The organism is Streptomyces sp. NPDC044984, from assembly GCF_040646935.1.
Taxonomy (GTDB): Bacteria; Actinomycetota; Actinomycetes; order Streptomycetales; family Streptomycetaceae; genus Streptomyces.
In genome coordinates this window covers 1-19761 of the sequence record NZ_JBEZBE010000053.1, presented here as the reverse complement: position 1 = coordinate 19761, position 19761 = coordinate 1, and the positions used below count along the sequence as shown (strand labels likewise).

Below are 19761 nucleotides of genomic sequence, written 5' to 3'. Positions count from 1 at the left end.
ACGCCCGAGGGCCGGGCACCCTGGGGTGCCCGGCCCTCGGCCTGCTCACAGCCGCTCCTCGTGGAGCGACGCTCACTTCTTGCGGCGACGCCCGCTCTTCGCCTGCTTGCGGCGCTCCGCGCGCGTGAGGCCGTCCGCCTCGGAGCGCACCGGCTCGTCGTCGGTGGCGAAGTCACCCTCGATGGTGCCGCCCTCGCCGTCCACCGTCGGCGCGGAGAAGTGCAGGTTCCGCCGCTGCGGGGCGTCGAGCCCCTTCGCGCGGATCTCCGGACGGGGCCCCGCCTGCGCGGGCACCGCGTCCTTCTTCTCCAGGTCGGCGACCGGCTTGGCCTCCTCGACCGGGACCTCCTCGACCTGCTGCTCGACCTGGACCTCCAGGTTGAACAGGTAGCCGACGGACTCCTCCTTGATGCCGTCCATCATGGCCTGGAACATGTCGAAGCCCTCGCGCTGGTACTCGACCAGCGGGTCCTTCTGCGCCATCGCGCGCAGGCCGATGCCCTCCTGGAGGTAGTCCATCTCGTAGAGGTGCTCACGCCACTTGCGGTCCAGGACCGACAGCACGACCCGGCGCTCCAGCTCACGCATGATCTCGGAACCGAGCTGCGCCTCACGGGCCTCGTACTGCGCGCGGATGTCCTCCGAGATGGACTCGGAGATGAACTCGGCCGTCAGCCCGGCCCGGTCGCCGGCCGCCTCCTCCAGCTCCTCGATGGTGACGCTCACCGGGTACAGCTGCTTGAACGCGCCCCACAGCCGGTCCAGGTCCCAGTCCTCGGGGAAGCCCTCGGCGGTCTCCGCCTGGACGTAGGCCTCGATCGTGTCGTCCATGAAGTGCTGGATCTGCTCCTGCAGGTCCTCGCCCTCCAGGACACGGCGCCGCTCGCCGTAGATGACCTCACGCTGCCGGTTGAGGACCTCGTCGTACTTCAGGACGTTCTTACGCGTCTCGAAGTTCTGCGTCTCCACCTGCGACTGCGCGGACGCGATCGCGCGCGTGACCATCTTGTTCTCGATCGGCACGTCGTCCGGCACGTTCGCCATGGACATCACGCGCTCCACCATCTGCGCCTTGAACAGCCGCATCAGGTCGTCACCGAGCGAGAGGTAGAAGCGGGACTCACCCGGGTCGCCCTGACGGCCGGAACGGCCGCGCAGCTGGTTGTCGATGCGCCGCGACTCGTGCCGCTCGGTGCCGAGGACGTACAGGCCGCCGCTCTTCTCGACCTCTTCCTTCTCGGCCTTGACCGCCGCCTCGGCCCGCTCAAGGGCCTCGGGCAGGGCGTGCGCCCACTCCTCGATGTGCTCCTCGGGGTCGAGACCGCGCTGACGCAGCTCCGCCTCGGCGAGGTCCTCGGGGTTGCCGCCGAGCTTGATGTCCGTACCACGGCCGGCCATGTTGGTGGCCACGGTGACGCTGCCCTTGCGGCCGGCCTGGGCGACGATCTGCGCCTCGCGCTCATGGTGCTTGGCGTTCAGCACCTCGTGCTGGATGCCGCGCTTGCTGAGCTGCTGCGAGAGGTACTCGGACTTCTCCACCGAGGTCGTGCCGACGAGGATCGGCTGACCCTTGCGGTGCTTCTCCTCGATGTCGTCGACGACCGCCTCGAACTTGGCGACCTCGGTGCGGTAGATCAGGTCCGACTGGTCCTTGCGGACCATCGGCCGGTTGGTCGGGATGGGCACCACGCCGAGCTTGTAGATCTGGTGGAACTCGGCGGCCTCGGTCATCGCCGTACCGGTCATGCCGGACAGGCCCGGCTGCTCCTTGCCGTCGTGGTCGTGGCGCTTGTAGAGGCGGAAGAAGTTCTGCAGCGTGATCGTGGCGAGCGTCTGGTTCTCGTCCTTGATCGGCACCGCTTCCTTCGCCTCGATGGCCTGGTGCATGCCCTCGTTGTAGCGGCGGCCGGCGAGGATACGGCCGGTGTGCTCGTCCACGATCATGACTTCGTCATCGATGATGACGTAGTCCTTGTCCTTCTTGAAGAGCTCCTTGGCCTTGATGGCGTTGTTCAGGTAGCCCACCAGCGGGGTGTTCACCGACTCGTACAGGTTGTCGATGCCCAGCCAGTCCTCGACCTTGGCGACACCGGACTCGTGGATGGCGACCGTGCGCTTCTTCTCGTCGACCTCGTAGTCGCCGGTCTCCTCGATGCCCTTGAGCGGGTTGCCGGGCTCACCGCGCTTGAGGCGCTTGACCAACTTGGCGAAGTCGCCGTACCACTTGGTGGCCTGGTCGGCCGGGCCGGAGATGATCAGCGGCGTCCGGGCCTCGTCGATGAGGATGGAGTCGACCTCGTCGACGATGGCGAAGTTGTGCCCGCGCTGGACGAGCTCCTCCTTGGACCACGCCATGTTGTCGCGCAGGTAGTCGAAGCCGAACTCGTTGTTCGTGCCGTAGGTGATGTCGCAGGCGTACTGCTCGCGGCGCTGGGCCGGCGTCATGTTGGCGAGGATGCAGCCGACGCTCAGGCCGAGGAAGCGGTGGACGCGGCCCATCATCTCGGAGTCGCGCTCGGCCAGGTAGTCGTTGACCGTGATGATGTGGACGCCCTCACCGGACAGGGCGTTCAGATACGCGGGCAGGGTGCCGACGAGGGTCTTGCCCTCACCGGTCTTCATCTCGGCCACGTAGCCCATGTGCAGGGCGGCGCCGCCCATGATCTGGACGTCGTAGTGCCGCTGGCCCAGGACGCGCCGGGCGGCCTCGCGGACGGTGGCGTACGCCTCGGGGAGCAGGTCGTCCAGGCTCTCACCGTCGGCGTACCGCTGCTTGTACTCATCGGTGAGGGCCCGCAGCTCGGCGTCGGAGAGGCCTTCGAAGTCCTCTTCGATGGAGTTGACCTGGTCCGCGATGCGGTGCAGCTTGCGCAGGATCTTGCCTTCGCCTGCACGCATGATTCTCGAGAGGACGGACACGGGGGTTGGTCTCCTTGCCGGTCGGGCCTGGGACGGTCGGTTTCCATTTCACTGACTGAGCAACGGCCATCGTATGCGAGGACCCCGCCACGCCGGGAGGCCTGCCGCGGGGGTGACCGTCGGCTGCTTCCTATCCGTTTCACGGCTGCTTCAAAAAGGACAACGTCCGGGCCGCTCGGATGGTGCCGCCCCACGCCGCGAATTACGCGAAGGGTGATCACCACCTCACGCACCGCGAAAGGGATGGCGCCGCTCACCCCGCGCGAGCAGAATCGGCCGATGGAACCCGTCACGCTCACCACCGACCGCCTCCTGCTGCGCACGGTCGGCCCGCAGGACACCGACACCGTGTACGCGATCTGCCAGGACCCGGACATCCAGCGCTGGACCACGATCCCCTCCCCGTACCTGCCCGAGCACGCGCGGGGTTTCACGGAGCAGATCGTGCCCGACGGCTGGGCCGACGGCTCGATGTTCACCTTCGGCGTCTTCCTGCCCACCGGGGAGCTCACGGGCATGCTCGGCATCACCATGCGCTCCCTGGGGACGGGCGAGATCGGCTTCTGGGGCGCGAAGGAGCACCGCGGCAACGGCTACATCACCGAGGCCGCCCTCGCCGCCTCCCGCTGGGCCTTCACCCGGATGTCGGTCGACCGCGTGGAGTGGCGCGCGGAGGTGGGCAACGTCGCCTCCCGCGCGGTGGCGGAGCGCGCGGGCTTCACCATCGAGGGCGTCCTGCGTTCCTCGCTCAGCAACAAGGGGGTGCTGCGGGACTGCTGGGTGGGTTCCCTGCTCCCGTCCGACCTGGGACTTCCCTCCACGGCGCCCTACGTTCCCGGGCGGGGGTGAACCCGGGCCCACCGCCGTTGTCAGTGCCACCCCCTATCGTTCGGACGCATGACGACCCTTCCGCGTCCCACCACGGAACTGACGGCAGACGAGGCCCGCCGCATCGTCCTGCGGGCCCAGGGGTTCCTCGGCGCCCCGGACCGCCGCTCGGGTGTCCGGGGCGTCCTCCGCCACCTGGGTGCGGTGCAGCTCGACACCATCTCCGTCCTCGCCCGCTCCCACGAGCTCATCCCGTACGCCCGTCTGGGCGCCGTGGGGCGCCGGACCGTGGAGGAGGCGTACTGGAAGCAGGCGGACCGGCCGCCGCACGCGTTCGAGTACTGGTCGCACGCCGCGTGCGTCCTCCCCATCGAGGAGTGGCCGCACTTCGCCTTCCGCCGCCGCGCCTACCGCGCCCGCCCGCTCTGGAACCACGACCTCCCCGACGGCACCTACGACCAGGTGATCAAGCAGCTCCGCGCGGAGGGCCCCCTGACGGCCACGGAGCTGGGCGGTGCCAAGCGCACCAGCGAATGGTGGGACTGGTCCGGCACCAAGGTCGCCGTCGAGCGCGCCCTGATGTACGGCGAGGTGGTGTGCGTCGAGCGCCGCGGCTGGAAGCGGGTCTACGACCTCGCCGAGCGGGCGATCCCCGCTCCGTTGCTGCACGACGAGCTGGACGACGCCGAGTGCCTGCGCCGTCTGGTCCGCCTGGCCGGCCGGTCCCTGGGCGTCGGTACGCGCGCGGACATCGCCGACTACCACCGCCTCAAGGGCGAGCAGGTCGACGGGGTGATCGCCGATTCGGGCCTGGTCCCGGTCACGGTGGAGGGCTGGTCCAAGCCGGCCTGGGCCGATCCGGCGGCCCTGGCGACACCGCCGCGCGGCCGGCACCGTACGACGCTGCTGTCCCCGTTCGACTCCCTGGTCTGGGAACGGGCGCGCACGGAGCGGATCTTCGGCTTCACCCACCGCCTGGAGGCCTACGTGCCCAAGCCCAAGCGGGTGCACGGCTATTTCGCGATGCCCGTCCTCGCGGGCGGCCGGCTCGTCGGCCGGGTCGACCCGGCCCGTGAGGGCCGCACGCTGGTGGCCAAGCAGGTCACGCTGGACGGCCGCAAGGCGGTCCCCGCCGTGGCCCAGGCCCTGGTGGAGGCGGCGGGCTGGGTGGACTGCACGGACGTGCGCGTGGAGCGGGTCGACGCACCGGAGCTGCGCGAGGCCCTCACCCTGGAGCTCGCCCGGGCCCTGGCCTGACGCGGGGTGCCGTCAGCGGATCTCGAGGATCTTCTCCCGCATCGCGTAGACCACCGCTTCCATCCTGGAATGCAGCTGGAGCTTCTCCAGGATGTTGCGCACGTGGTTCTTCACGGTGTTCTCGGAGATGAACAGTTCCTTGGCGATGTCACGGTTGTTCATTCCCGTGGCCACCAGCTTGAGGACTTCGAGTTCACGGTCCGTCAGCCGGGGCGCGGGCACCAGTCGGCGCTCGTCGGTGCGCTGGATCATCGACTTGAACTCGGTGAGCAGTTTCGACGCCATGGACGGGCTGATCTGCGACTGCCCGTCGGCCACCGCGCGAATGGCGGTGGCCACCTCGTCCGTGGAGATCTCCTTGAGGAGATAACCGGTCGCGCCCGCCTTGATGGCGTCGTAGAGATCGGCCTCCTCGTCGCTGATCGTCAGCATGATGATCTTCGCGCTGGGGGCGACCTCCTTGATGGAGGTGCACGCCTCGATCCCGCCCCGCTTGGGCATCCGCACGTCCATCAGGACGATGTCGGGCAGCAGGTCGGCCGCCTTCTCCACCGCCTCGGCGCCGTCTCCCGCCTCGCCGACGACCTGGATGTCCTCCTCGGCCGCGAGCACGATCTCCAGTCCGCGGCGGAACAGCGCGTGGTCGTCCACCACAAGGACTCTGATCGGCTCCTTGCGTGGAGTCCCCGCGTCCGGGCCCATGCCGACGACGCCGTCGTCGGCGTCCTCGTCACGCATCGGTCCGAAGCTGTCCGCCATCGTTCCTCCCCCTGAAGGCTGTGGCCTGTGGTCCTGACCATCGCCAACCCAAGGCAACGACCCACCGGTTGGGCCGCTGCAACCATGATTCCATGCCCCGCCGACACCGGAGTGCCGATGTGTGCGCCCAGCGGTCGCACACCGGTGCCCCTGGGGGCGCACACGCGCACCAGGGGCACCGGCTCGGCCGTCACGCGGCGGGTCAGCCGCCGAGCGTCCCGCCCGCCTCGGGGGACTGCGTCTGGGTGACCATCGTGTCCGTGCTGAGGTGGATCACACCGTAGTCGTAGGCGTGCCGCCGGTAGACGACGCTGGGTTCCTTGGTCTCGGAGTCGATGAACAGATAGAAGTCGTGCCCGACCAGCTCCATTTCGTAGAGAGCCTGATCGAGGGTCATGGGCGCTGCCACGTGGGTCTTCTCACGGACGATCAGGGGTCCCTCGCCCTGGATCTCCAGGGAGCCGATCTTCTTGGTGGGGACGGCTTCCCGCTCTTCCGTGACGGAGCCCGCGCCGACCCCGTTGAGTGTCGCCGCGCCCGGGACGTGGGCGGGGACCTCGGCCGCCGAGATCCTGCGCGCACCGCGCCGCGAGAAACGCTTGTCGTGCTGCTTGCGCAGCCGGGCGTCCAGTTTCTCCGCTGCCAGGTCGAGCGCCGCGTACGGATCGCTCGCCGCTGCCTCCGCCCGGATCACCGGACCGCGGGAGCGGAGCGTGATCTCCACCCGGTCACTGCGGTCGGCCTGTCGGGGGTTGGGCTCCTTGGACACCTCGACGTCGAGGCTGATCACCTTGCCATCGAGCTTCTGGATCTTCTCCAGGTTCAGCTTCTCGGCCACGTGCTTCCGGAACCGCTCGGGCACCTCGGTCTTGCGGCCCTTGACGACGATGTCCACGCAGAACTCCGTTCCCGGATCACTCCGCCTCGGTGCGGAGCGTCTCCCTTTTGCACCAGGTTCCGGTGACGCCCGGAACCTCGGACTCGGTGACGTCCACCTCCTCCCCGATGGGCGAGATCTCCACTCCACCGGCACGGGTTATAACGAAAAACCCGCAGCACGGCAATCGGATTCGAGAGGTGTGGCCTGCGGCTTTCCCTCACAACCGAACATATCTCGCCCGGACGGATGTCGTCACCCTCTACCGCGCCATACCTCCATTCTGGTGAATTGACCCTCTCATTAACTGCAACGACGCACGTTCTCAATCAGTTCCGGTTTATTTCGAAAGCGTCCGGAGACGCCGCGACGACGGCCGCGCACATCCCGTCGATGATCCCGTCGGCGCTGCCCGCGCCCGCCGTGACCGGCGGCCGTCCGGGCCGCCGACCCGCCCGCTGTTGAGCTGGTCCGTTCCGCTGTTCTCCTCTCCTTTCCCAGGTCTCCCCCCAGTACACGGACGCGGGCATTGAAATACTCGATCCGACGCCCCGGTCCGGCGACCCGGCCCACGACCGCGCCCGTACGGCACGTGCGGCCTCGGCCAGCGACGCCCCGGTCGTCATCAGGTCGTCGACCAGGACGACCCGGCCTGCCGAGAGCAGCCGGCCACAGCCCGGGACCACCGTCAGCGCGCCCGCGAGATTGGCCAGCCGCTGCCGGGAGTCGAGCCCCGACTGATCGGCCACGTCCCGCCGCTGCCGCAGGGCGGGGAGCACCCGTGCGGGTACCCCCGCCCGCCGCAGCTCACCCGCCGCCGCGTACGCGATCCGCCGCGCGGGATCGTGCCCGCGCGCCCGCACCGCCCGCCGCGCGGAGGGCACGGGGACGAGCAGTACCGGGCGGCCGCCCGTACACGGCGCCCGGACCGCTCCCAGCCCCGCCCGCACCGCTCCCGCCAGCGCCTCGCCGAGCGGCCCGGAGAGGGCCAGGGCACCCCGCTCCTTGTGCGCCAGCAGCGTGGCGCGCACCTCGTCCGCGTACCGGGCCGCCGCGTGCACCGCCGGCAGCCCGACCGGCTCGGGCACCGGCCGCACCCGGCACGGCCCGGCCCCGCTCAGCTCCGTACGGCACCGGGCGCAGAGCACCGTACGAGGTCTGCCGCAGCCGCCGCACTCGGCCGGGAGCACCAGGTCGGCGAGGTCCTGCCACCAGTCCCGCATGGGACCACTGTGCCAACGCCCTCCGCACCCGGCCACCCCTGTGGATAACCCGGGGGACCGAACCGGCCGGCCCGGCTCACCCCGGATAGACCGGCGCGGTCCCCTCCGTCACCTTCTGCCACTGCGCCCCCGAGGGCAGCCGTACGATCCCGTCCACCGAGTAGGCCGTCAGCGGCACCTGTTCGTCCTCGGAGGCGGTGACGGCCTTGACCCCGGTCAGGGCGGCGGGCGGCGGCACGTCCGGCGTGGAACCGTCGACCTCGACGTACTTCATCTGCTCCACGCCTCCCTGCTCGCGTCCGACCACCACGAGCCGGCTGTCCCCGGCCCAGGACATGGCCGTGACGTGCTCCAGCTCCGGCGTCGCGGAGCGCGGGTCCAGCACGGTGACCGTCGGCCGCTCGTCCGTCCCACCGCTCCGGTCGATCCGCCCGACCATCAGGGAACGCCGGTCGTCCTTCTCCACGACGAGCGCGATCCGCACCCCGTCCGCGGCCACCCGGACCGCCCGCACCCGGCCGTCCAGTCCCGGCGTCCGCACCTGGACCGGCTCGTCCTCGCCCTCCTCCAGGAGGTACAGCCGCGGGTCGACGGGGTCGCTGTCGGCCACCCACAGTCCGCCCTGCGCGTCCCAGCTGGGCGTGGTCAGCCTGTCCTCCTCGGTCTTGCCCGTGCTGCGCAGCACGGGCTCCCCGAGGGAACTCCCCGACACCAGCGAGGAGACGAACAGCGACTTGCCGTCGATGGCGACCCCGGCCGCGGTCCGCTCGTCCCGGGCGACCGCCACCGACCGCAGCGCCTTCTCGCCCTCGCCCAGCGCCCCGGGCACCGGCGCGGGCTCGGTGTCGCTGCTGCCCGCGGTGAGCCGCACGAGCCGGTGCTTGTCGTCGACGAAGTACAGGTGGTCGAGCCGGCCCAGCGCGCCCCGGGTGGCCACGGTCTCGGCGCCCTCCTGGGCGAGCGAGCACAGCTGCCCGCCGTCGGCCCGCAGCTCGACCTCGTCCACCGCGGGACTGAGCGTGCGCAGCGTGAACAGCAGCTGGGCCGCCATCTCCTCGCACCGGCCGGTGCCGGCCTCGGCCGCCTTGTCGTTGAGCGGCACGGTCAGCCTGCCCCGGTCGTCCGGGGTCAGCGGGCCGGCGTCCTTCCGCAACGCCGTCCCCGCGGGGAAGCCGGTCCTGACGGCGGGGTCCAGCCAGGTCGTGGGCCCTTCGATGAGGGAGCGCACCATCTGGGTCGTGGGGTCCACGTGACTGCGCACGTAGACGGGGTCGGCGACCGTCATCGGCGGCGATCCCGCGTCGTCCGAGGCGAAGTAGTACTTGTTGACGGACATGTAGTTGCGCTGGAAGTCCGACTTGCCCATGACGACACCCTGCGGCACCGCGTCGATGCGCCACTGCTCGGTCTTGGCGTCCTTCGTGAGGTGCACCAGCTCGTCGTAGGACCCGGAGACCGGCGCGTACGACTGCTGCGCGTCCACCATGGCGACCTTGGTCCCGGTCAGCGTGTAGGACAGGGAGCCGGTGTCCTGCTGGTCCGGGCTGTCGGCCTGGGCACCCGGCCCGTTCGCCAGCACGGTGGTGGACAGCTCCGGCTTCCAGGTCTTCGCCGCCTCACGGGTCAGGTACTGGCGCGCGGTCCTGTAGTCGGGGTCGTCACTGGTCAGCGCCTCCAGGAAGCCCTGCACGATCTGCGTGGGGGTGGCGTCCTCACTGGGCGGCATGGCGAACACCCGCACCTGCGTGTCCTGTCGCGGCGTCGACTCCACGCCCCGCAGGTCCCCGCTGTCGGGCATCGAGGCGCACCCGGCCAGCAGAACGACCCCACTGGCGGCGTACGCCACCGTCCGCACCGGCACCCCCCGGCCGCGCTCACCGCCGCCCACGCGAAGCCTCCCCGTCCCGGCCCGTGTCCCGGTCCACATCCCGCGCCTCACTCCGACCGCCCTCGCCACCGGCCGTCCCGGCCCCGCGCTCCGGCTCCCGGCCGGCCTGCGGACCCCGGTCACGGCCCTCGTCCGCGCCCGGCCCCGAATCGTCGCCGCGCGCGGCGGAAGCCGCCGCGTCCCCGTCGTGCCCGTCGTCCGGCCGCCCCGCGGAACCGCCGCCGGCCTCCGGAAACTCGTCGTCGCCGCCCCGGGGCCCGCTCTGCGCCCCGGATGCCGTCCGCGCACTGCCCGTTCGCGCCGGCGGGGTGGGCCGGGCCACCACGCGTGCGCCGTTGCCGGGCAGTGCGGTGGGGTCGGCCGTCGGGGTGGCGGACGCCGGCCTCAGCGCGAACGGATCCCGCGCCGATCCGTCGGTGCCCGCCTGCCGCGCCGACACCGTCGCGCGCTTCCCGCCGTCCCCGCCGCCGGGCGGCGGACCGGCGGCGTCCGGTCCGCGGTCGCGCCGCGAGTCCTTGGGCTCCAGCGGTATCGGCGACCCCCTCAGCGGCTCGTCCGCGGTCCTGGGCAGCGTCAGCCGGAACTGCGAACCGCCGCCCGGCTCGCCCCACGCCTGGAGCCAGCCGCCGTGCAGCCGCGCGTCCTCCAGGGCGATGGACAGCCCCAGCCCCGTACCGCCGGTGGTGCGCGCGCGTGCCGGGTCGGCCCGCCAGAAGCGGCTGAAGACCCGGGTCGCCTCACCGGGCTTGAGCCCGACGCCGTAGTCGCGCACCGCCACCGCCACCGCCCCGCCGGCCGCGGCGAGCTTGACGACGACGTCCCTGCCCTCGCCGTGCTCCACCGCGTTGACGACCAGGTTGCGCAGCACGCGCTCCACGCGCCGCGCGTCGGCCTCGGCGACGACGGGCTGCTGGTCGCCGGCGATCCTGATCCGCGTGCCCTTGCGTTCGGCGAGCGGCTCCGCCCCGCTGACCACCCGCCGTACGACCTCGCGCAGGTCTATCGGCTCCGCCTCCAGCGCCGCCGCGCCCGCGTCGAAGCGGCTGATCTCCAGCAGGTCCGCGAGCAGCGACTCGAACCGGTCCAGCTGGTCGGCGAGCAGCTCCGCCGACCGCGCGGTCACCGGATCGAAGTCCTCGCGCGCCTCGTGGATGACGTCCGCGGCCATCCGCACGGTCGTCAGCGGCGTCCGCAGCTCGTGCGACACGTCCGACACGAACCGGCGCTGCATCCGCGACAGGTCCTCGAGCTGGTTGATCTTCAGCTGGAGGTTCTGCGCCATCTTGTTGAACGCCTCGCCGAGCCGCGCGATGTCGTCCTCGCCGGTGACCTTCATACGTTCCTGCAGCCGCCCCGCGGACAGCCGCTCGGCGATCCCGGCCGCCATCCGCACCGGCGTGACGACCTGGCGCACCACGAGCCAGGCGATCGCCCCGAGGAGTACGACGACGAACAGCCCGGCGGTCGCCAAGGTGCCCTTGACGAGGCTCAGCGACTTCTCCTCCTGGGTGAGCGGGAAGAGGTAGTACAGCTGGTACGGGTCGCTGTTGGGGTCGTTGACCTGCTTGCCGATGACCAGGCCGGGCTGGGATTCCTTCTTGGTGTCGTAGACGATGCGCGTGTAGCTCTGGGCCGCCGACGCGCTGGCATCGATCCTCTCCCGCAGCTCCGCCGGCACACTCGCCGTCGGATTGACCTCACCGGAGGCGCGCGGTCCGCGCCCACTGCCGCTCTCGTCGCCCGCGGGCAGGGTCACCACGTCGAAGGCGCCCTGTCCACCGCTGGAGAGCGACTCCACGAGGTCGCTCATCCACTGGATGACGCTCTGCGAGGGACGACCGTCCACCGCAGTGCCGTCGCCGCCCGTGACGGTCACGGCCTCCTCGGCCTGCTGTTTGGCCACCGCGAACCCGCCGGTGGCCTGGCTCTGCGACGCCTTCACCTTGGCGTCCAGCAGACCGTTGCGCACCTGGCCGATGACGACGAAGCCCAGCAGCAGGACCACGCCCAGCGACATCAGCAGCGTGGTGACGACGACCTTGAGCTGGATGTTGCGCCGCCACAGCCGCATGACGGGCAGCAGTGGCCGACGCACCCAGCGCACGAACAACCGGATCACCGGGCTGCCCTGGACCCCGCCCTGCAGCAGCCCGCTGTCGAGCAGGCGCCCCCAGCGGGAGCCCGAGGTCTTCCGGCCGACAGGCCGCCCCGGACGGCCCCCGGACCGGCCGGGCGCCGAAGCGGCACTGTCACCGGACATGTCAGCTCGGTCCTGCCTTGTATCCGACACCACGGACGGTCACCACGATCTCCGGCTTCTCCGGGTCCTTCTCGACCTTGGAGCGCAGCCGCTGCACATGCACGTTCACCAGCCGGGTGTCCGCCGCGTGGCGGTAGCCCCAGACCTGCTCGAGGAGCACCTCACGCGTGAACACCTGCCACGGCTTGCGGGCGAGCGCGACCAGCAGGTCGAACTCCAGCGGCGTCAGCGCGATCGACTGCCCGTCCCGCTTCACGGAGTGCCCGGCCACGTCGATCACCAGGTCGCCGATGGCGAGCTGCTCCGGCGCCGGCTCCTCCGACCTGCGCAGCCGCGCCCGGATACGGGCCACCAGCTCCTTCGGCTTGAACGGCTTCACGATGTAGTCGTCGGCCCCGGACTCCAGGCCCACCACGACATCGACGGTGTCGCTCTTCGCCGTGAGCATCACGATCGGCACCCCGGACTCCGCCCTGATCAGGCGGCACACCTCGATGCCGTCCCGGCCGGGCAGCATCAGGTCCAGGAGCACCAGATCGGGCTTGGTCTCGCGAAAGGCGGCGAGCGCCTTGTCGCCGTCGGCTACGAAAGACGGCTCAAAACCTTCACCGCGCAGCACGATGCCGAGCATCTCGGCCAGTGCGCTGTCGTCGTCGACGACAAGGACTCGTCCCTTCATAAACGACATCATCCCATTAGCTAATCGTTACCTGGCGTGACCTGGCACACAGCGCGGCCAGAGCCCCGGCTGTCACGGGCGAAACGACACCCTCTTCGGTGACGATCGCCGTCACCAGCTCCGGCGGTGTCACGTCGAACGCCGGGTTGTACGCCTGGGTCCCCAGGGGTGCCACCGGAATCCCCCCTCCCGCTTCCGTTCCGGCCACCGGCACCTGCGGTGCCGTGACCTCCGTCACCTCATGCCCGGGGCGCTGCTCGACCTCGATGGACGCCCCGTCCGGCGTCCCCAGGTCCACCGTCGTCACCGGTGCCACCACGATGAACGGCACATGGTGGTACCGCGCGAGCACCGCGAGCGGATAGCTCCCCACCTTGTTCGCCACCGATCCGTCGGCCGCGATGCGGTCCGCACCGATGAGCACCGCGTCCACCTCGCCCGCCGCGAACAGCGATCCCGCCGCGTTGTCGGTGAGCAGGGTGTACGCCATGCCGCTGCGGGCCGCCTCGTATGCCGTCAGGCGAGCACCTTGCAGCAACGGACGCGTTTCGTCCACCCACAGGCGCCGAAGCCGTCCCGCCCGGTGCGCCGCCAGCGCCACCGCGAACGCCGTCCCCTCGCCGCCCGACACCAGCGAACCGGTGTTGCAGTGCGTGAGCACCCGGTGCCCGCCGCCGGGCAGCAGCTCGTCGAGGAACGCCAGCCCGTGCCCGGCCATCCGGGCGCTGGCCTCGGCGTCCTCCCGGTGCAGCTGCCGCGCCGCGGCCAGCGCGGCCTCGGCCGCCTGCCGGGCGTCCCCGCCACGGGCGAGGACCGCCTGGTGGGCGGAGTGCGCCCGGCGCACGCCGACGGCGAGGTTCACCGCGGTGGGCCGGGCGCTCTCCAGCGCCGCTGCCGCGTCGTCCACGTCGAAGCCCCGTACGGCGGCGAGCGCGACGCCGTAGGCTCCCGCGATGCCCAGCAGAGGAGCACCGCGGACGGCGAGCGAGCGGATCGCCTCCACCAGCGCCGGCGCATCCGTACAGACGAGTTCGACCTCCTCGGCCGGCAGCCTCGTCTGGTCGAGCAGGACCAGGACGGGACCTTCGGGTGGCTCTTCCCAGCGCAGCGCCGGGATCTCGGTCGGCCGTTTGTTGTCGCCGCTGTGCGCGTACTGATCAGCCATGCGGTCAGTCTGCCCCCTGTCGCACGGACAATTGAAGGTGCGCAGCCCTCACCTCGGCAGGTCGGTTGATGACCACCCCATGGCACGATGGCAGCCAAGCCGCCGCCGCGACCGCGGACGGGCACCGTGAAGGAGCGACGATGAACGACACTCCGGGCTGGGCCTCGCCCGGATCCGCCCCGTCCGAAGGGCAGGAACCGGGCGCGTCCGGCCCTGCCGAGCCCGCCGACCGTCCAGGCCCCCAGCACCCCGCCGACCAGCCCCGGCAGCCCGGCCCGGCTCCCCAGGACCCGGGCGTGAAGTGGTCGAAGGAACAGCCGCCACCCGGCCAGTGGTCCGCGCCCACCGGCCCGCCCGGCCCCACGGACCCCGGCCAGGCCCCTCCGCCCCCGCCGCCCGGCCCGGGCTGGGGCACCCCGCCGCCCGCCGGCCCCGGCGGTTACGGCGGCGGCCGCACAGGCCCCGGCGGACCCGGTGGACACGGCGCCTGGGGAGGCAACTGGGGCGGCGGCTGGGGAGGCCCCCCGCCCGCGGCCAAGCCCGGCGTCATCCCGCTCCGCCCGCTCGGCGTGGGCGAGATCCTCGACGGCGCCGTCTCCACCATGCGCACCTACTGGCGCACGGTCCTCGGCATCTCGCTGACCGTCGCCGTCCTCACCGAGATCGTCGTCGTACTGCTCCAGGGCCTCGCCCTGGACACCTCCAGCACCGCGGTCCTCAACGACCCCAGCGCCACCCTCGGCGAACTGACCGACGCCATGGGCGACGCCCTGCTCAACTCCGGCGTGGTCTTCCTGGTCACCCTGATCGGCACCGTCGCCGCCACCGCCCTGCTCACGACCGTCACCAGCCGCGCGGTACTCGGCAAGCCGGTCACCACCGGCGAGGCCTGGCGCGACGCCCGCCCCCAGATCGTCAAGCTGTTCGGCCTGATCTGCCTGCTGCTGCTCATCACCGTCGGCATCATGGCCGTCGGCGCGCTGCCCGGTTTCCTCGTCACCCTCGCCGCGGGCAGCGACGTGGGCATCGCGCTCACCGTCCTGGGCCTGGTCGGCGCCACTGTCGTCACCCTGTGGCTCATGATCCGCCTGTCGCTGGCCTCGCCCACGCTGATGCTGGAGAAGCAGGGCATCGTGAAGGCGATGAGCCGCTCCGCCAAACTGGTGGGCGGCTCCTGGTGGCGGGTCTTCGGCATCCAGCTGCTCGCGATGATCATCGCGAACGTCGTCGCGTCGATCATCGTCATCCCGTTCACCTTCCTCGCCTCGGCCCTCAGCGGAGACGGCGTCACCGGCTTCCTCGACAGCGCCGGCGGCGACATCGGCTGGACGTTCCTCATCGTCAGCGGCATCGGCTCGGTCATCGGCTCCATGATCACGTTCCCGATCACGGCCGGCGTCACCGTGCTCCTCTACGTCGACCAGCGCATCCGCCGCGAGGCCCTCGACCTCGAACTGGCCCGCGCCGCAGGCGTCCAGGGCCACGGCCCCGGCACCACCCCGGGGAGCTGATGGCGTGACCGCCACGGGGGGAGTTCTCACATCCGTACAGGCGCTGCCCGCGGCCGCCGACACGGCCGTACACCTGCTGCTGCGCGGCGACGACGAACCGCCCGTCACCCTCCCGCGCGACCCCGCGCGGGAGGCGGCCCGGCGTGAACTGTCCAAAGGCATGTACCACGAGAACGACCCCAGCTGGTTCCAGCAGGCCCTCGACACCTTCTGGGAATGGGTCGACAAGCTGTTCGGCGCCGCCTCCACCGCGACACCCGGCGGCACACTCGGCCTGATCGTCGTCATCGCGGCCGTGATCGCCGTCCTGGGCGCCCTGTGGTGGCGCCTGGGCACCCCGCGCCGCGGGCCGACCTCGGCTCCCGCCCTGTTCGACGACCGCCCCCGCAGCGCCGCCGAACACCGCGCGGCCGCCGAGGCGCACGCCGCCCAGGGCCACTGGAACCAGGCCGTCCAGGAACGCATGCGGGCCGTCGTCCGCGCCCTGGAGGAACGCGCCCTGCTCGACACCCGCCCCGGCCGCACCGCCGACGAGGCCGCCGCGGAGGCCGGCCGCGCCCTGCCCGCCCACACCACCCGGCTGCACACCGCCGCCCGCGCCTTCGACGACGTCACATACGGCGGCCGGGCCGCCACGGAACAGTCGTACCGGCAGCTCGCCGAACTCGACCGCGACCTGGAACGCGCCAGACCACAGCTCACGACCAGCGGCGGCAGCACCCACAGCACGGACGCCGACGCCCACCGGGGAGCCGCCGGATGACGACCGAGGTCACGCCCCCACCCACCTCGGCCTCGCCCACCGCACGCCAGGTGTGGACCCGCGCACGAGGCATCGCCCTGGCGCTGGTACTGCTGCTCGCGGCGGCCGTCGCCATCGCCGTGATCCGCTCCGACGCCCGGCACGGCGAACTCGACCCGCGCTCCGCCGACCCCTACGGCAGCCGCGCCGTCGCCGAACTCCTCGCCGACCGCGGCGTGGACACCCGCGTGGTCACCACCCTCGACGAGGCCACCGCCGCGGCCGGCCCCGAAACGACCCTCCTGGTCGCCGTCCCCGACCTGCTGACCGCACCGCAGCAGTCCCGGCTGCACTCCGCCACCGTCGAATCCGGCGGCCGCACCGTCCTGGTCTCCTCCGGCAGCGCCTCCGTCGAACGGCTCGCCCCCGGCGTCACCGCCGACCCGGCCACCAGCTTCGACTCCACCCTCTCCCCCGACTGCGACCTGCCCGCCGCCCGCCGCGCGGGCACCGCCGACCTGGGCGGCATCCGCTACACCACCATCCACCTCACCGCCGACGAGTGCTACCCCAGCGAGCGCCTCGCCACCCTGCTGCGCATCCCGGCCCCCTCCGGCGACGGCGACACAGTCCTCCTCGGCGCCCCCGACATCCTCCTCAACGACCGCCTCGACGAGCACGGCAACGCCTCGCTCGCCCTCCAGCTCCTCGGCTCCCGCCCCCATCTGGTCTGGTACCTCCCCTCGCTCACCGACGCCTCCGCCGCTTCCGAAGAGGACGCACGAGGCTTCTTCGACCTGCTCCCCTCCGGCTGGTTGTGGGGCACCCTGCAACTCTTCATCGCGGCAGCCCTGGCCGCTCTCTGGCGGGCACGCCGACTCGGCCCTCTGGTGCCCGAGAAACTCCCCGTGGCGATCCGCGCCTCCGAAACCGTCGAAGGCCGCGCCCGCCTCTACCGCAAGGCGAACGCCCGCGACCGCGCGGCCACCGCTCTTCGCTCCACCACCCGCACGCGCCTCGCCCCCCTCGTAGGCATCCCCGTCTCCCAGGCACACACGCCCGAGGCCCTGCTCCCCGCACTGTCCGCCCACCTCCAGGGCGACGGACAGTCCCTGCACACCCTCCTCTTCGGCCCGCCCCCGGGCGACGACGCCGCACTCATCCAGCTCGCCGACCACCTCGACGCCCTCGAAAGAGAGGTACGCCGTCCATGATGGACCCGACCACTGACAACGCCGCGCACACCGGGGACCCGGCCGCCGCCCGGGCCTCCCTGGAAGCCCTGCGCGCCGAGATCGCCAAGGCCGTGGTCGGCCAGGACCCCGCGGTGACCGGCCTCGTCGTCGCCCTGCTCTGCCGCGGCCACGTCCTCCTCGAAGGCGTCCCGGGCGTCGCCAAGACCCTCCTCGTCCGCGCCCTCGCGGCCACTCTGGAACTCGACACCAAGCGCGTCCAGTTCACCCCCGACCTGATGCCGAGCGACATCACCGGCTCCCTGGTCTACGACGCCCGCACCGCCGAGTTCTCCTTCCAGCCCGGCCCGGTCTTCACCAACCTCCTCCTCGCGGACGAGATCAACCGCACACCCCCGAAGACCCAGTCCTCCCTCCTGGAGGCCATGGAGGAGCGCCAGGTCACGGTCGACGGCACTCCCCGCCCCCTCCCCGACCCCTTCCTGGTCGCCGCGACCCAGAACCCGGTCGAGTACGAGGGCACCTACCCCCTCCCCGAAGCCCAGCTGGACCGCTTCCTCCTCAAGCTGACCATCCCCCTGCCCTCCCGCCAGGACGAGATCGACGTCCTCACCCGCCACGCCGGGGGCTTCAACCCGCGCGACCTGCGCGCCGCCGGCGTACGCCCCGTCGCGAACGCCGCCGACCTGGAAGCCGCCCGCCGCGCGGTCGCCGAAACGACGATCTCCCCCGAGATCACCGCCTACGTCGTGGACATCTGCCGCGCCACCCGCGAGTCGCCGTCCCTCACCCTCGGCGTCTCCCCCCGAGGGGCCACCGCGCTCCTGGCCACCGCCCGCGCGTGGGCCTGGCTGACCGGCCGCGACTACGTCATCCCCGACGACGTGAAGGCCCTCGCCCTGCCCACGCTCCGCCACCGCGTCCAGCTCCGCCCGGAGGCCGAGATGGAAGGCGTCACGACCGACTCGGTCATCAACGCGATCCTCGCCCACGTCCCCGTACCCCGCTGATGGCACTCACCGGACGCGCCGCCCTGCTCGCGGCCCTCGGCTCCCTGCCCGTCGGCATCTGGGAGCCCGGCTGGGCCGGCATCCTCGCCGTCAACGCCCCCCTGGCCGTGGCCTGTGCCTGTGACTTCGCCCTGGCCGCCCCCGTACGCCGCCTCGGTCTGACCCGCTCCGGCGACACCTCGGTACGCCTGGGCGACACCGCCGACGTCACCCTGACGATCACCAACTCGTCCGGCCGCCCGCTGCGCGCCCGCATCCGCGACGCCTGGCCCCCCAGCAGCTGGCAACCCGGCACGGAGGTGACGGCCTCCCGCCACCGCCTGACGATCCCCCCGGGTGAACGCCGGCGCATCACGACCCGTCTGCGCCCCACCCGCCGCGGCGACCGCCACGCCGACCGCGTCACCATCCGCTCCTACGGCCCCCTCGGCCTCTTCGCCCGCCAGGGCACCCACAAGGTCCCGTGGGCGGTACGCGTCCTCCCGCCTTTCACCAGCCGCAAACACCTGCCGTCCAAACTGGCCCGGCTGCGCGAACTGGACGGCCGCACGAGCGTCCTGACCCGAGGCGAGGGAACGGAGTTCGACAGCCTGCGCGAGTACGTCCCCGGCGACGACACCCGCTCCATCGACTGGCGCGCCACCGCCCGCCAGTCCGCGGTCGCGGTACGCACCTGGCGTCCCGAACGTGACCGTCACATCCTGCTGGTCCTCGACACCGGCCGCACCTCCGCGGGCCGTGTCGGCGACGCTCCCCGCCTGGACGCCTCCATGGACGCGGCCCTGCTCCTCGGGGCCCTCGCCTCCCGCGCCGGCGACCGCGTCGACCTCCTGGCCTACGACCGCCGCCTGCGCGCCCTCGTCCAGGGCCGTACGGCGGGCGACGTGCTCCCGTCCCTCGTCAACGCCATGGCCACCCTCGAACCCGAGCTCGTCGAAACCGACGCCCGGGGTCTGACGGCGACGGCACTCCGTACTGCGCCCCGCCGGTCGCTGATCGTGCTGCTCACGACCCTGGACGCCGCTCCCATCGAGGAGGGCCTGCTGCCCGTCCTGGCCCAGCTGACCCAGCGCCACACGCTTCTCCTTGCCTCGGTGGCGGACCCGCACATCGCCAGGATGGCCAGGGCACGCGGAAACACCGACGCGGTGTACGAGGCAGCGGCAGCAGCCCAGGCCCACACGGAACGCGACCGCACCGCGGAACAACTCCGCCGCCGTGGCGTCACGGTCGTGGACGCGACCCCGGAGGAACTGGCGCCGGCACTCGCGGACGCGTATCTGGCCTTGAAGGCGGCTGGGCGTCTGTGATTCACGGGGGGCGGCGGGCGGGTTTTCGAGGGCCCGCTGCCCCTGAAACGCAGAAAACCCCGCACCGTACCGGTGCGGGGTTTTCTTCAAGAATTGTTCGGCGGCGTCCTACTCTCCCACAGGGTCCCCCCTGCAGTACC

The 19761-nt window shown here is 71.8% G+C and carries 15 protein-coding genes; 7 read left to right on the top strand and 8 right to left on the bottom strand.

Features of this window, described 5'->3' with window-relative positions; translation table 11 throughout:
- Nucleotides 1-72 precede the first annotated feature (72 nt).
- A complete protein-coding gene (gene secA / locus AB0A94_RS35500) occupies nt 73-2919 on the bottom strand; it encodes a preprotein translocase subunit SecA (RefSeq protein WP_361750721.1) in 2847 nt (948 codons plus the stop codon).
- Between the two features lie 279 nt (nt 2920-3198).
- On the opposite strand from secA, the gene AB0A94_RS35495 reads away from it, so the two are divergent.
- Both AB0A94_RS35495 and AB0A94_RS35490 read left to right on the top strand, forming a co-directional pair.
- Nucleotides 3199-3768, top strand: coding sequence for a GNAT family N-acetyltransferase (locus tag AB0A94_RS35495; protein ID WP_361750719.1), 570 nt, complete (start codon nt 3199-3201; stop codon nt 3766-3768).
- Between the two features lie 48 nt (nt 3769-3816).
- Nucleotides 3817-5004 (top strand): crosslink repair DNA glycosylase YcaQ family protein, encoded by a 1188-nt coding sequence (locus AB0A94_RS35490; RefSeq protein WP_361750717.1) that lies wholly within the window; start codon nt 3817-3819, stop codon nt 5002-5004.
- A gap of 12 nt (nt 5005-5016) precedes the next feature.
- Here the strand turns inward: AB0A94_RS35490 and AB0A94_RS35485 are convergent, their stop codons facing one another.
- The 7 genes from AB0A94_RS35485 to mtnA form a co-directional block, all read right to left on the bottom strand.
- Nucleotides 5017-5763, bottom strand: a complete 747-nt coding sequence (locus AB0A94_RS35485; RefSeq protein ID WP_361750715.1) for a response regulator transcription factor — start codon at nt 5761-5763, stop codon at nt 5017-5019.
- A gap of 202 nt (nt 5764-5965) precedes the next feature.
- A complete protein-coding gene (gene raiA, locus AB0A94_RS35480) occupies nt 5966-6658 on the bottom strand; it encodes a ribosome-associated translation inhibitor RaiA (protein ID WP_361750713.1) in 693 nt (230 codons plus the stop codon).
- A gap of 311 nt (nt 6659-6969) precedes the next feature.
- Complete coding sequence (locus AB0A94_RS35475; RefSeq protein ID WP_361750711.1) at nt 6970-7863, bottom strand: ComF family protein; 894 nt, start codon at nt 7861-7863, stop codon at nt 6970-6972.
- Between the two features lie 76 nt (nt 7864-7939).
- Nucleotides 7940-9790, bottom strand: a complete 1851-nt coding sequence (locus AB0A94_RS35470) for an LpqB family beta-propeller domain-containing protein (protein ID WP_361750709.1) — start codon at nt 9788-9790, stop codon at nt 7940-7942.
- Nucleotides 9738-12011, bottom strand: a complete 2274-nt coding sequence (mtrB, locus tag AB0A94_RS35465) for an MtrAB system histidine kinase MtrB (protein WP_361750707.1) — start codon at nt 12009-12011, stop codon at nt 9738-9740. The genes AB0A94_RS35470 and mtrB overlap by 53 nt, the downstream gene beginning before the upstream one ends.
- Nucleotide 12012: 1 nt before the next feature.
- Nucleotides 12013-12702 (bottom strand): two-component system response regulator MtrA, encoded by a 690-nt coding sequence (mtrA, locus tag AB0A94_RS35460; protein WP_004987303.1) that lies wholly within the window; start codon nt 12700-12702, stop codon nt 12013-12015.
- 4 nt (nt 12703-12706) lie between these two features.
- Nucleotides 12707-13855: an S-methyl-5-thioribose-1-phosphate isomerase gene (mtnA, locus tag AB0A94_RS35455; RefSeq protein WP_361750705.1), complete on the bottom strand. Its 1149-nt coding sequence runs from the start codon at nt 13853-13855 to the stop codon at nt 12707-12709.
- Nucleotides 13856-13995: 140 nt separating this feature from the next.
- Between mtnA and AB0A94_RS35450 the strand changes: the two genes are divergently transcribed.
- From AB0A94_RS35450 to AB0A94_RS35430, 5 genes are read left to right on the top strand one after another with little or no spacing between them, the layout of a single operon-like run.
- Nucleotides 13996-15366 (top strand): hypothetical protein, encoded by a 1371-nt coding sequence (locus tag AB0A94_RS35450; RefSeq protein WP_361750703.1) that lies wholly within the window; start codon nt 13996-13998, stop codon nt 15364-15366.
- Between the two features lie 4 nt (nt 15367-15370).
- The gene (locus tag AB0A94_RS35445; protein ID WP_361750701.1) at nt 15371-16129 is read left to right on the top strand and encodes a DUF4129 domain-containing protein; all 759 of its coding nucleotides are present in this window, start codon (nt 15371-15373) and stop codon (nt 16127-16129) included.
- Nucleotides 16126-17322, top strand: a complete 1197-nt coding sequence (locus AB0A94_RS35440; protein WP_361750699.1) for a DUF4350 domain-containing protein — start codon at nt 16126-16128, stop codon at nt 17320-17322. The genes AB0A94_RS35445 and AB0A94_RS35440 overlap by 4 nt, the downstream gene beginning before the upstream one ends.
- Nucleotides 17322-18311, top strand: a complete 990-nt coding sequence (locus tag AB0A94_RS35435) for a MoxR family ATPase (protein ID WP_361750741.1) — start codon at nt 17322-17324, stop codon at nt 18309-18311. The genes AB0A94_RS35440 and AB0A94_RS35435 overlap by 1 nt, the downstream gene beginning before the upstream one ends.
- The gene (locus tag AB0A94_RS35430) at nt 18311-19621 is read left to right on the top strand and encodes a DUF58 domain-containing protein (protein WP_361750697.1); all 1311 of its coding nucleotides are present in this window, start codon (nt 18311-18313) and stop codon (nt 19619-19621) included. The genes AB0A94_RS35435 and AB0A94_RS35430 overlap by 1 nt, the downstream gene beginning before the upstream one ends.
- Nucleotides 19622-19761 lie beyond the last annotated feature (140 nt).

Excerpts from the sequence above, each read along its gene's own strand:
- AB0A94_RS35490 (WP_361750717.1), top strand. The coding sequence starts at position 3,817 with ATGACGACCCTTCCGCGTCCCACCACGGAACTGACGGCAGACGAGGCC.
- AB0A94_RS35470 (WP_361750709.1), bottom strand. The coding sequence starts at position 9,790 with ATGTGGACCGGGACACGGGCCGGGACGGGGAGGCTTCGCGTGGGCGGC.
- AB0A94_RS35450 (WP_361750703.1), top strand. The coding sequence starts at position 13,996 with ATGAACGACACTCCGGGCTGGGCCTCGCCCGGATCCGCCCCGTCCGAA.
- AB0A94_RS35475 (WP_361750711.1), bottom strand. The coding sequence starts at position 7,863 with ATGCGGGACTGGTGGCAGGACCTCGCCGACCTGGTGCTCCCGGCCGAG.
- AB0A94_RS35435 (WP_361750741.1), top strand. The coding sequence starts at position 17,322 with ATGGACCCGACCACTGACAACGCCGCGCACACCGGGGACCCGGCCGCC.
- mtrB (WP_361750707.1), bottom strand. The coding sequence starts at position 12,011 with ATGTCCGGTGACAGTGCCGCTTCGGCGCCCGGCCGGTCCGGGGGCCGT.
- mtnA (WP_361750705.1), bottom strand. The coding sequence starts at position 13,855 with ATGGCTGATCAGTACGCGCACAGCGGCGACAACAAACGGCCGACCGAG.
- mtrA (WP_004987303.1), bottom strand. The coding sequence starts at position 12,702 with ATGATGTCGTTTATGAAGGGACGAGTCCTTGTCGTCGACGACGACAGC.
- AB0A94_RS35495 (WP_361750719.1), top strand. The coding sequence starts at position 3,199 with ATGGAACCCGTCACGCTCACCACCGACCGCCTCCTGCTGCGCACGGTC.
- AB0A94_RS35485 (WP_361750715.1), bottom strand. The coding sequence starts at position 5,763 with ATGGCGGACAGCTTCGGACCGATGCGTGACGAGGACGCCGACGACGGC.
- AB0A94_RS35440 (WP_361750699.1), top strand. The coding sequence starts at position 16,126 with ATGACGACCGAGGTCACGCCCCCACCCACCTCGGCCTCGCCCACCGCA.
- AB0A94_RS35430 (WP_361750697.1), top strand. The coding sequence starts at position 18,311 with ATGGCACTCACCGGACGCGCCGCCCTGCTCGCGGCCCTCGGCTCCCTG.